The sequence below is a fragment of the Mucilaginibacter sp. genome (assembly GCF_039925265.1).
Taxonomy (GTDB): domain Bacteria; phylum Bacteroidota; class Bacteroidia; order Sphingobacteriales; family Sphingobacteriaceae; genus Mucilaginibacter.
The window spans coordinates 1-11,785 of sequence record NZ_JBDSZG010000005.1; the positions used below are offsets into that span (position 1 = coordinate 1).

The 11,785-nt window shown below is 46.5% G+C and carries 8 protein-coding genes; 5 read left to right on the forward strand and 3 right to left on the reverse strand.

Going from position 1 to position 11,785, the window contains the following annotated elements; translation table 11 throughout:
* Positions 1–437 precede the first annotated feature (437 nt).
* The 5 genes from ABIX36_RS00805 to ABIX36_RS00825 all read left to right on the forward strand — a co-directional run bounded on the left by ABIX36_RS00805 (position 438) and on the right by ABIX36_RS00825 (position 8,194).
* Positions 438–1,115, forward strand: a complete 678-nt coding sequence (locus ABIX36_RS00805) for a response regulator transcription factor (protein WP_348080265.1) — start codon at positions 438–440, stop codon at positions 1,113–1,115.
* A gap of 8 nt (positions 1,116–1,123) precedes the next feature.
* Positions 1,124–2,497 carry a HAMP domain-containing sensor histidine kinase gene (locus tag ABIX36_RS00810; protein ID WP_348080266.1) on the forward strand — a complete coding sequence of 458 codons (1,374 nt, stop codon included), beginning with the start codon at positions 1,124–1,126 and terminating at the stop codon, positions 2,495–2,497.
* Between the two features lie 81 nt (positions 2,498–2,578).
* On the forward strand, positions 2,579–3,850 hold the full coding sequence (locus tag ABIX36_RS00815; RefSeq protein ID WP_348080267.1) for a TolC family protein: 1,272 nt from the start codon (positions 2,579–2,581) through the stop codon (positions 3,848–3,850).
* A 38-nt stretch (positions 3,851–3,888) separates the two neighbouring features.
* Positions 3,889–4,983 (forward strand): efflux RND transporter periplasmic adaptor subunit, encoded by a 1,095-nt coding sequence (locus ABIX36_RS00820; RefSeq protein WP_348080268.1) that lies wholly within the window; start codon positions 3,889–3,891, stop codon positions 4,981–4,983.
* 73 nt (positions 4,984–5,056) lie between these two features.
* Positions 5,057–8,194 carry a CusA/CzcA family heavy metal efflux RND transporter gene (locus ABIX36_RS00825; RefSeq protein WP_348080269.1) on the forward strand — a complete coding sequence of 1,046 codons (3,138 nt, stop codon included), beginning with the start codon at positions 5,057–5,059 and terminating at the stop codon, positions 8,192–8,194.
* Between the two features lie 75 nt (positions 8,195–8,269).
* Here the strand turns inward: ABIX36_RS00825 and ABIX36_RS00830 are convergent, their stop codons facing one another.
* From ABIX36_RS00830 to ABIX36_RS00840, 3 genes are all read right to left on the reverse strand, one after another.
* The gene (locus ABIX36_RS00830) at positions 8,270–9,301 is read right to left on the reverse strand and encodes a YncE family protein (RefSeq protein ID WP_348080270.1); all 1,032 of its coding nucleotides are present in this window, start codon (positions 9,299–9,301) and stop codon (positions 8,270–8,272) included.
* A gap of 432 nt (positions 9,302–9,733) precedes the next feature.
* A complete protein-coding gene (locus ABIX36_RS00835) occupies positions 9,734–10,627 on the reverse strand; it encodes a glycerophosphodiester phosphodiesterase family protein (protein WP_348080271.1) in 894 nt (297 codons plus the stop codon).
* Between the two features lie 18 nt (positions 10,628–10,645).
* Complete coding sequence (locus ABIX36_RS00840; RefSeq protein ID WP_348080272.1) at positions 10,646–11,779, reverse strand: alpha/beta hydrolase-fold protein; 1,134 nt, start codon at positions 11,777–11,779, stop codon at positions 10,646–10,648.
* Between the last annotated feature and the right edge of the window lie 6 nt (positions 11,780–11,785).

Here is an 11,785-nt window from a genome sequence, read left to right on the forward strand (position 1 = left end):
CAACAAGTCAATTATTGATTATCTTTAAAAAAAAGACCTGTATAGTTCCTTTAGGATTAATAAGCTATAAGGTATAGGTTTTACAGGATTTACTCAAAATCTGTATAGCTATTTCAGGACGGGTCAAATAGCGGTAAAAAAGCGCTTTTTATGTTAACCCTGTGAAATTATAACACACTGATTAACAATAACTTAAAAATATAATTACTGAAATGTGTTAAGTTATGTTAACCCTTGCACACACAAGAAAGCCCGGTAATTGAATAGGCTATGGCATAAAAATTACTCTTTGGTAAGTGTTCATCCATAAGGATATCACCGTTTAGGGAAAACCACGCAAATGGGTTTCAAACTTACCTTATTATTGCTATTGGATATTGTAAAGCCAATAGGCTAACTTTACCGCATCGCCTTATTGAAAGGGCATTATTTGATCTATGGATACCATTTGCCTTGTTGAGGATAACGAAAAGGTTTCATCATTTATAAAAAAAGGGCTCAATGAGCATAAATACGGCGTTGACGTTACCCCAAACGCCGAAGATGCCCTGCAAATGCTGCAGCAAAAAAAATATAACCTCGTTATACTCGACGTAATGCTGCCCGGCATGAGCGGTATCGATCTTTGTAAAGAGGTGAGAAAGAACCAGCCCCTGCTGCCCATTTTGATGCTGAGCGCTTTAGGCACTATTGACGACCGTGTTAACGGCCTTAAATCCGGCGCCGACGATTACCTAATAAAACCCTTCCACTTTAACGAGCTGCTTGCCCGCATAGAAGCCCTGCTGCGCCGCAAAAAAGTGGCCGAAGAAGAGAACCATATCCTGAGTTTTGGCGGGTTAAAACTAAACACCTGGGATAAAACCGCCGAGCGCGAGGGCCAGCAGATCATCCTCACGGCAAAAGAATACAGCCTGCTGGAACTGTTTATCCAGCACCCCGCAAAACTCCTTTCGCGCGAGTTTATCATGGAAAAAGTTTGGGGCATCAACTTCGATACCGGCACCAATATGGTGGATGTGTATGTTAACTACCTCCGCAATAAAATTCAAAAAGGTTTCGATAAAAAATTGATCCATACGGTTATTGGTATGGGTTATATTTTAAAGGACTAATACCGGCCATGAAGATAAAAACCCGCCTTTCCCTTTATTTTACACTGATTAGCTCGGGGGCGCTGCTATTGGTTTTGGTAGCGGTTTACATCGCGGTGTTCTCTTTTTTTAATGCCGATTTTTACAACCGCTTGCAGGAGCGTACCAAATTGGCCTCGCAATTTTATTTAAAGGCCGATGAACTGGCAACAGATTCGCTGATGCAGGTGCAGCAAAAATATTTAGAGAGGCTGCCCGATGAAGTGATCCGCATTTACGATGATTACAACCTATCGGCCTTTAATATGAAAAACCATATTTTCTGGACCAAAGAGATCATCGAACAGGTACGTAAGGAAGGCACTATTGAGTATGAAGAAGGCAAGCGCAAAGTATTTGGCAAATACTACCACGATAACCAGGGCAATTACGTAATACTGGCTTCTGCGGTGGATACCAATCTGTCGCACCGCACCATTGTGCTGGCTAAAATAACCGGGGTGCTCTTTATAATATTTGGTACAGGGCTGTTTTTCGCAGGGCGGGTGTTCGCCCAGAAGGCTTTGTCGCCCGTGGATAAGATCATTTCCCAAATAAGTAATATCCAGGCCAGCAACCTGCATTTAAGGGTGGATGAGGTGAACACCAAAGATGAGATAGCCCAGTTGGTGAACAATTTTAACCGCCTGCTGGAACATTTACAAAATGCTTTCGAGCTACAGCAAACCTTTGTGGCAAACGCGTCGCACGAGTTGCGCACGCCCCTTACCAGTATTATGGGCGAGGTGGATGTAGCCCTGAATAAAAAACGCAACATGGCCGAATACGAGCGGGTGCTGCACTCCATCGCTAACGACGGCGGCCGCCTGCAGGAAACCATTACCAGCCTGATGGAACTTGCACAGGTAGACCTTAACTACACCCGCGCCGCACTGACCCCCATTAGGGTTGATGAATTGATATGGGAGCTGGACGAATCCTGGGCCATTAAAAAAGGTCCGGGCCAATTAAAGATTCAGCTGGCCGACTTGCCCGAGGATGAGGAATTGCTCACCATCCCGGCGCATAAATCCATGCTGTATATCGCACTGAATAACATTATTGATAACGCCTTTAAATATTCGGGCTCTAACCCGGTAGTATTGGATTTTAAGGCTGATGCCACAGGTATCACCATAGCCGTGACAGATAAAGGCCAGGGCATCAGTAAGGCCGACATCGAAAAAATATATCAGCCCTTCTTTAGGGTGAATAAGGATAAATCGGTATCGGGCAGCGGCATCGGGTTGTATATCACCAGCAAGATCATCGAATTATTCAAAGGCAACATCCATGTGGCCTCGCAACCCGGCAAGGGCAGCACCTTCACGGTGTCTTTTTTGAAAGTCAATACCCCATCGTAATTCTAATGCTAATCTAATTTGGTTTTAATGCGCCTCTAATTTGAGTGAAATAGGTTTGTATCATCAAATTCTATTGAACTCATGATAACCAGGTACATCCGAATCGCCCTCATCGCAGCGCTGCTAATTTCAGTCGCCCGGGGCGCACACGCACAAACAGACACGCTTAAAATAACTTTTAAAGATGCCGAAAAGGCCTTTTTAGATAAAAACCTCAACCTGCTTGCCCAAAAGTATAATGTTGATGCCGCCCAGGCATTGGTAAAGCAGGCCAAACTTTGGGATAACCCCGTTTTAAGCACCGACCAAAACATCACTGATGCCAACAAAAAATACTTCGACCATAGCGCAGGCAACGGGCAGGTATTTGTACAGCTGAGCCAGCTGATAAAAACCGCAGGCAAACGTGGCAAACAGATCCAGATAGCGCAGGATGGCGTGCAGATCCAGCAGGCACAGTTTAACGATCTGCTGCGCAACCTGCACTATAACTTACTCCTGGATTTTTCGCAGGTGGCCAACCTGATGGATCAGCGCAAGGTTTACCAAACCGAGATAGCATCAGCTACTAATATGGTGAACGCTATCGAAAAATCTTACCAGGCGGGGAACAATTCACTAAAAGATGTGATCCGCCTGAAAGCCTTAAACTTTGGCCTGCAGAACGACCTGGTAGAAATAGACCGCCAGATAAACGATCTGCAAAGCGAACTGAAAACCCTGCTTACCGCCAACGAAACGCAATTCATATCGCCGCAGATCACCTTTAACAATACCGATACCACACTCAATGCCGCAACCCTTGCCGAGCAGGCAAAAACCTTCCGCGGCGATTATTTATCCAACAAGTACCTGTACGACCAAAATGTACACAACCTTGCCCTACAAAAAGCAATGGCCGTACCCGATATCACCATCGGTAGTACTTACGATCAGCATAGTAGTTATGCCAACAACTATGTTGGTTTAGAGATAAGCCTGCCTCTTCCCATCTTCAACCGCAACCAGGGTAATATCAAAAACGCTAAGCTTGCGGCCCAAAGCCAGGAGTATACCGTACAGGGCAACGAACTGCAGTTAAAGAACGAGGTGTACTCAGCTGTGAACCAGTACAAACTGAGCCAGCAATTGCTCAGCACCAACGAAACGGATTTTTACAACAAGTACGACCAGTTGTACAACAGCATGCAAAAAAGCTTCCAGCAGAAACAAGTGGGATTGCAGGAGTTTATCGATTTCTTCGACTCGTACCGCGAAACCAAACTGAAGATCTTACAGCAACAGCTTAACCTGCAAAAAGCCATCGCCGATCTCAACTTCGCGGTAGGTACCACGGTAGTAACTCCACTCTAATCAAACAAAAAACAGCAACACATCAGCATAAAAATAACATGAAAAAAGAACTCATATATATGGCAGCAGGGTTATTGGCCCTCGCATCCTGCCAGGAAAACAAAACCGGCACTATGGAAAGCAAACAGGTTTGCGTAAGCGATTCCATGGCCAAGATCATCACCATCGATACCGCTAAAACCACGCAAATGAAGGATGAGCTTTCCCTGTCGGGCGAGGTATCTTTTGATGATAACAAAGTGGTAAAAGTGTTCCCATTCACCAGCGGGCAGGTAATGGAAGTAAAGGTGTCGCTGGGCGATAAGGTAAGCAAAGGCCAAACCCTGGCTGTACTACGCAGTGCCGATGTAGCCGGTAACTATACCGACCTCACCTCTACCAAGGCCGATCTTGCCATTAGCAAGCGCCAGTTGGAGCAGGCGGAATACCTGTACAAAAACGGCATCTCCAGCGAGCGCGATTATACCGAAGCCAAGGAGAATTATGCCAAAGCCGTAGCATCAAACAGCAAGGTGCAGCAGCAGATAGCCATCAACGGCGGCGGCAATACCAGCGCCAGCGGCTCATTGGTGATCAAAGCACCAGGCGATGGCTACATCGTAGAGAAAAACATCACCGCCGGTAACTTCATCCGCCCGGATAACAGCAACAGCCTGTTCACCATCTCCAATATGAAGGATGTATGGATCTGGGCCAACGTGTTCGAATCGGACATCGCGAAGGTTAAAAAAGGATATGATGCAAAGATCACCACGCTGGCCTATCCTGATAAAGTTTTCAGCGGCAATGTAGATGAAGTAAGCTCGGTACTGGACCCGGATAACAAGGTAATGAAAGTGCGTATCGCTTTACAGAACAAGGATATGCTGCTGAAACCCGAGATGTTCACCAATGTGCTCATCACTAATAAAGAAGCCACCAGCTCGGTAGCCATCCCCGCATCGGCTGTGATATTTGACAGCAGCAAAAATTTTGTGGTAGTGTATCACGACAAATGCAACTTACAGGTACACGAGGTAAGCGTAATAAAAACGGTTGATAACATCACTTATATCTCATCTGGTTTAAAGCCCGGCGATAAGGTGATCTCCAAAGGCCAGCTATTGCTGTACGATGCTTTAACCGAGGAATAACCCACGCAAAAAGATTGTCTGTAACACAAATTGTTTTTACGGTAACCTACCCGGCTGCCATTATTTTAAGTAAATGAACAAGCTCATAAAAAACATTATTCACTTCTCGCTCAGGCACCGGGCGATGGTGTTTTTCCTTACTGGTGTTCTGGCTGTATTGGGCGTCTGGAGTTATTTAAATACCCCTATTGAAACATTCCCGGACGTAACCAATACCCAGATCATCATTATTGCGCAATGGCCCGGCCGCAGCGCCGAGGAGGTGGAGAAAATGATCACCGTACCAATGGAGACCGTTTTAAACTCGGTACAAAAAAAGGCCAACCTGCGTACAACATCATCATTCGGTTTGTCCTACGTGCGTATCATTTTTGATGACGATGTGGATGATGCCTTTGCGCGCCAGCAGGTGCTTAGCCGCCTTGGTAATGCAGACCTGCCCGATGGTGTAAAACCGGAGGTGGAGCCGCCATATGGCCCAACCGGCGAAATTTACCGCTACACGCTCAAAAGCAAAACAAAATCTATCCATGATCTTACTGCTATACAGGATTGGATCCTCGACCGCCAGTTCAAATCTATCCAGGGTGTGGCCGATGTAAACAGCTTTGGCGGTGAGGAAAAAACTTACGAAGTAAGTGTTAACCCCTCCCTGCTGGCAAAATACGGCTTAACATCGCTTGATGTTTTTACCGCTATTAACCGCAGTAACATCAACGTGGGCGGCGATGTGATAGAAAAGAATGACCAGGCCTTTGTGGTACGCGGTATCGGTTTGATCAATAACATCAGCGAGATCCAGAACATCATCATCAAGAACGTGAACAATGTGCCTATACTGGCCAGCAACGTTGCCGATATTAAGGAAAGCGGCCTGCCACGTTTGGGCCAGGTTAGTCGAGACCGGCAAAAGGATGTGATAGAAGGTATTATTGTGATGCGCAAGGGCGAAAACCCCGCCGAAGTACTGGCAAAGATCCGTGATAAGGTTGCCGACCTAAACGATAACATACTGCCAAAAGGAGTGAAAATCGACACCTTTTACGACCGTACCAACCTGATGGATTTTTGTACCGAAACAGTGATCCATAACCTGTGCGAGGGTATTATACTGGTAACGGTTATTGTGTTCCTGTTCATGGCCGATTGGCGGACGACCTTAACAGTAGCCATTATTATACCGCTGGCTTTGTTGTTCGCCTTTATATGTATGCGCATTAAGGGGATGACGGCCAACCTGCTCTCGATGGGTGCGGTAGATTTCGGTATTATTATAGATGGGGCGGTAGTAATGGTGGAGGGCATATTTGTGGCGCTCGATCATAAGGCTAAGGAAGTGGGCATGCAAAAGTTTAACGGACTGGCCAAACTTGGCCTGTTCAAAAACGTTGGTGCCGAAATGGGTAAGGCCATTTTCTTCTCCAAGCTTATCATCATCACCTGTCTGATCCCGATCTTCGCATTCCAAAAAGTAGAGGGTAAAATGTTCTCACCGTTGGCTTATACGCTGGGCTTTGCCTTGCTGGGTGCGCTTTTGTTTACCCTTACATTGGTACCCGCTTTATCCAGCATCCTGTTACGCAAAAATGTAAAAGAAAAACGCAACCCGGTCGTGATCTTCTTCGAGAATGGGATCCGGCGGATGTTTACCTTCACTTATAAAAATCAAAAGCTAAGCTTAATTATTGCGTTCGGTTTCATGGCGCTTACGTTCTTCTCTGCCAAATTCCTGGGCACCGAGTTTCTGCCCGATCTGAATGAGGGCGCGTTATGGGTAGAGGCCGAGTTACCGATGAGTGTATCCTTAAACCAGGCGGAAAGCATCAACCAAAAAATGATGCAGATACTGGAGAAATTCCCCGAAGTGAAACAAACACTGGCGCAAGTTGGCCGTACCAATGATGGTACCGACCCCAAGGGCTTTTTTGATGTACAGATACAGGTGGACCTGAAAAACAAAAAGACCTGGCCAAGCGGCTTAACCGAAGAAGAACTGATAGACCAAATGGATACGCAATTGCGTAAGCTGCCGGGCATCGTGTTCAACTATTCACAGCCGATCCGCGATAACGTTGACGAAGCCGTAGCCGGTGTAAACGCCAGCATGGCCGTGAAGATCTTCGGTACCGATTTTGAGGTGCTTGATAAAAAAGCGGATGCCGTAATGAAGGTACTGAAAGACATTAAAGGTGTGGATGACCTGGGCGTACTGCGCAACCTTGGCCAGCCCGAGTTTAGGATAGAGCTTGACCAGCGTAAAATGGCGCTGTATGGTGTTACCACCGCCGATGCAAATTCGGTGATAGAAATGGCCATTGGTGGTAAAGCGGCAACACAGTTATATGAGGGCGAACGTAAATTCGATATCCGGATCCGTTACCAGAAAGAGTATCGTGATACCCAGGATAAAATAGAGAACCTGATGGTGCCAACGCTTAACGGTTCTAAGATCTCCATCAAAGAGATCTCTACCATTAAGGAATTAACAGGCCCGGCGTTCATCTTCAGAGATAACAACACCCGCTATATCGCCGTAAAATTTTCGGTCCGGGGCCGCGACCTTGGCAGTACCATAGCCGAAGCACAGGCCAAGGTAAACAAGGACGTTAAATTAGACCACGGCTACGCCTTTACCTGGAACGGTGAATTTGAGAACCAGATCCGTGCATCAAACACGCTGGCGCACGTGGTGCCTATCTGTTTGCTGGTGATCTTCCTGATATTATATATGATGTTTGGTAACGCCAAAGATGCCCTGCTGGTGATCATGAACGTACCATTCGCGCTGATAGGCGGTATATTGGCCCTGCATATTACCGGTATCAACTTCAGCATCTCGGCAGGGATCGGGTTCATCGCCTTGTTTGGGGTGTGTATCCAAAACGGGGTGATCCTTATCTCGGTATTCAAGAAGAACCTGGAGGCGGGCCTGCATTTGGATGAGGCGATTCTCACCGGGGTAATATCCCGTGTGCGCCCCGTGGTGATGACGGCCCTGATGGCAGCCATTGGTTTAATGCCGGCAGCTATATCAACCGGTATTGGTTCCGAAACGCAAAAACCTTTAGCAGTAGTAGTAATTGGTGGATTGGTTACTTCAACCATCCTTACCCTGCTTATCCTGCCTGTAATTTATGCTATTGTGAACAGATTTATTCACAAACGCGAGAACCGTAAGCTGTTAAAGCGGATCGGTGCTATCAACGCCTAAAGTTGCCCCCACTATAGATGAAAGAAGGTTGCCCTTAAACAAGGCAGCCTCTTTCTGTTTTAAGGAGTATCGATATTATTTCCCGACTTCAATTACATGGAAAGTACCGGGTACCATTTTAGGCCGAGGGTTAGCGTTTTCGGCAGTTGGCGCAACCGCTTCCAGCTTTGCGGTGGGTAAAAACAAATGGTGGGTAAGCACATCTATGCCAATAGTGCGCGCGCCTTTTTCGGTAACTATATTCCCCACAAACGCGAACTTATTGGCGCTTATCTCTTTAATCACCGATATGGTACCCTCGTTATTGGAGGTGTAAGCCCTCTTCAGTATTGGGTCGAATGCTACGCCATCGCAATCACCAATGTGAAACTTGGCCAGGTTTTTACCGTTGGTGGCATCCATTACAACCAAAGTTTGGTTACCACCGCAACCTACAAAAAGGCGGTTGGTAGCGCGATCGATAGCCAGGCCGGATGGTTCGTCGCCGTCGTTTATTTTGTAGCGGGTAATTACTTTGTAGGTAGCCGCATCGATGGCAACCACCTCGTTGGTGGTTTCAGAATTTACAAATACTTTACCCTTACCGTCAGACACGCCCGTTTCGGGTTTACCGCCGAGCGGGATGGTTGCTACCACTTTATCGGTAGCAGGGTCTATAACCGATGCATCGTTGCTGCGGCCGTTAAAGGCATATACTTTTTTGGAGAAATCATCATAAAAAATAGCGTCGGGGTTAGTGCCTACCGGAATCCGGGCGATTTCGGCGTTGGTTTGCAGATCGAATACCGTGCAACTGTTATCGCGGCCGTTGCTGGTGTAGCCCTTATTTAACGTCTTTACCAATGCTATGCCGTGTACGCCTTTGGTATTTGTAATAACACCGATAGAATCGCCCGTGGCCGTGCTCAGGATGTTTACCTGCGCGCCATGCGATACGTATATCTTTTTATTTTCGGCATCTACCGATACATAATCCCAGCCGCCCGCGCTTTTTATGCTGTGGCTTTTAAGCACATGAAAACCGGTTTTAGTTTGAGCGAATGTATTTAAGGATGCCACGGCCATTGCAACTACAACAAGCCCCTTTATCGTTTTTGAGTGGACCATAATGTCGGTTTAATTTTACGCTATGATAAGGCTGCAATCTGTAGGAATATTGGATAACAGAGCGTTATTAGATCACTTAAAAACACAATTGGCCATGACCGCGGCCACGGGCAATTGTTATTCTATTACATAAACTTATCCCGCTATTTGGATAAGCCGGTTCCTGTGGCATTTAGCCCAATATTTCAAGTAAACTTTTTAGTAAGTTTTTTACAAGGTTTAGCTCAATGCCATTATTTAAGAAACCCCAGCGGGGTTTAAGGTCGGTAGTAAATTGGTAAGAAACATTTTATCGTGCCGTTAGGTACGAAACTTGCCATGTAGTGTACCTAACGGCACACTAAGTCCTATTTATATCTCTATCCTACCGACCTTTTGCATCTATGGTGCAGTGACTATCCTTAAATAATGACATTGGGATTTAACTCAGGCTTATTTAGCCTGGTAGCTTCCAAATAGCGCAACCAGCTTATCCGGGAAATCGCTGATAATGCCGTCTACTTTTAAGTCGGCCATTTTTTGCATGCCGGCTTCGTCGTTTACCGTCCAGGGCAGCACCTGTACTTTTGCCAAGTGCGCCTGCTTCACAAAGATGCTATCTATCAGCGTATAATACGGGCTGATAACCTGCGGTGTAAAACCCAATTTTTTGATGTTATCAGCAAAACCATCTTTATTAGAGATGAGGTACGACAGCACCTGTTTAGGATAACCCGCATGCAATACCTGCAGGGGCCTTACATCAAACGATTGGATGGTAACGCGCTTTGCAACCTTTTTGCTGTTTAAAATATCCATTACCAGTTTCACAAAAGCATCCGGCGCGGGGTGGGCAGTACCATCGCCGGCGGGTGCGCTTTTAATTTCCATGTTGTAGTAAACAGGTTTCAGGTGGTTCACTTTTATATACCTCTCCACGCTGTCTATCAATTCTGCCAGCAGGGGCTTGTAGGTTTTAAGCTTTTTTTGACCAGGAAATTGCGGGTGCGGTTTGCTGCCGGCATCGTAAAGCCTGATGCTGTCGTAAGGCATCGTAAAAAGCAGTAAACCCTTTTCTTCGGTTTTGCTTATCTCGGTACCATCCGGTTTCAGCATAAAATCTCCCGACATATAGGTATCGTGCGACACCACCACTTTGCCGTCTTTGGAAATAACACAATCCAGCTCAAGCGTTTTCACGCCGAGGTCAACAGCATGCAGCATAGCGGGGATGGTGTTCTCGGGCATTAAAGCGCGGCCTCCCCGGTGTGCCTGCACATCTAATTTTTGCTGTGCCGATGCATAAAGCGCCTGGCAGCATAGGGCTATCATTAGTATTTTTTTCATGGTGATGTTTTATAGCGATTATTTAAAAAGTAAAGGTGCAAACTCGGTGAGGTACCTACGCCAAACCTGGTAGCTATGCACGCCTTCGGTTTCTTTGTATTCGAATTTAATGTTTTTTGTGTGTAGCCAATCGATATATTTCCGCACCGATGGCGCGAGGTAATCATCTTTCCCGATAGCTATCCAAACCAGTTTCAGCTTTTGATTAACCGATTCATTTAGGTTGGGGAAAGCCTTGTTCAGGTCAGGATCAAGCAGGATAACCGCCGGACTAAACGAGCCCAGGTAATCAAACATGTCCGGATTATTAAGCCCTGCATCTAACGATTGCCCGCCACCCATAGATAGCCCTGCCACCGCCCGGTATTTTTTGGTTTTGCCCACGTTATAAAGTTTTTCTACCATTGGGATGGCCTCTTTAAACAATTCTGCCATAAAAAGTTCCTCGTTCTTTTTGTAGGCTTCTTTGCTGCGCTGGCCGGTGCCCGGTTCAAACATCTCCGGCGCGCCATAACCAAGCGTGTTTATAATGATCATCGGTTTTGCTTTGCCTTCGGCAATAAGGTTGTCCATAATGATGTTTTCCCTGCCGGCGGTAACCCAGGCGCTTGTTTCATCGGTAAGGCCATGAAAAAGGTACAACACCGGGTAAGGCTCTTTCCGTTTAGGGTCGTAACCGGGTGGGGTGTACACACGCATATCCCTGTCATCGCCAACAATTTTCGATTTAAAAAAATGCTGACTTAACACACCATGGGGCACATCCTTCAGTTCCCAGCTTAGTTCTGCCGGGCCGGGTACGTAAGCCAGGCTTTGTGCCAGCGCGCGCTTAAATAACGGTTTTATGTAGGGGTTGTTGGGATCGGGTAAAACGTTACCATCTACATTGAAGGTGTACCGGTAAATATCGGGCGCGAAGTTTGCCGAAAAGCTCCACACACCGCCGGTATCCTTTACCATTGGGCGGGGTTTCGAATCGTCCATTATCAGCATCATCTTTTGGGCATTAGGCGCCAGGAACCTAAAGGTTACCAGCCCATCGTTATTCACCTGCGGCGATTGGATGTTTTTTGGCGCAGGGCCTGTAGCAACCTGTGCCTTAACCCCGGTTAGGGCAAGGCACAGGATAACTGTAACAAGATATTTTATCATGCTCTG

Bases quoted from the DNA above. Each gene is read 5' to 3' on its own strand.
- ABIX36_RS00830 (WP_348080270.1), bottom strand. From the start codon at position 9,301: ATGGTCCACTCAAAAACGATAAAGGGGCTTGTTGTAGTTGCAATGGCC.
- ABIX36_RS00840 (WP_348080272.1), bottom strand. From the start codon at position 11,779: ATGATAAAATATCTTGTTACAGTTATCCTGTGCCTTGCCCTAACCGGG.
- ABIX36_RS00815 (WP_348080267.1), top strand. From the start codon at position 2,579: ATGATAACCAGGTACATCCGAATCGCCCTCATCGCAGCGCTGCTAATT.
- ABIX36_RS00805 (WP_348080265.1), top strand. From the start codon at position 438: ATGGATACCATTTGCCTTGTTGAGGATAACGAAAAGGTTTCATCATTT.
- ABIX36_RS00835 (WP_348080271.1), bottom strand. From the start codon at position 10,627: ATGAAAAAAATACTAATGATAGCCCTATGCTGCCAGGCGCTTTATGCA.
- ABIX36_RS00825 (WP_348080269.1), top strand. From the start codon at position 5,057: ATGAACAAGCTCATAAAAAACATTATTCACTTCTCGCTCAGGCACCGG.
- ABIX36_RS00820 (WP_348080268.1), top strand. From the start codon at position 3,889: ATGAAAAAAGAACTCATATATATGGCAGCAGGGTTATTGGCCCTCGCA.
- ABIX36_RS00810 (WP_348080266.1), top strand. From the start codon at position 1,124: ATGAAGATAAAAACCCGCCTTTCCCTTTATTTTACACTGATTAGCTCG.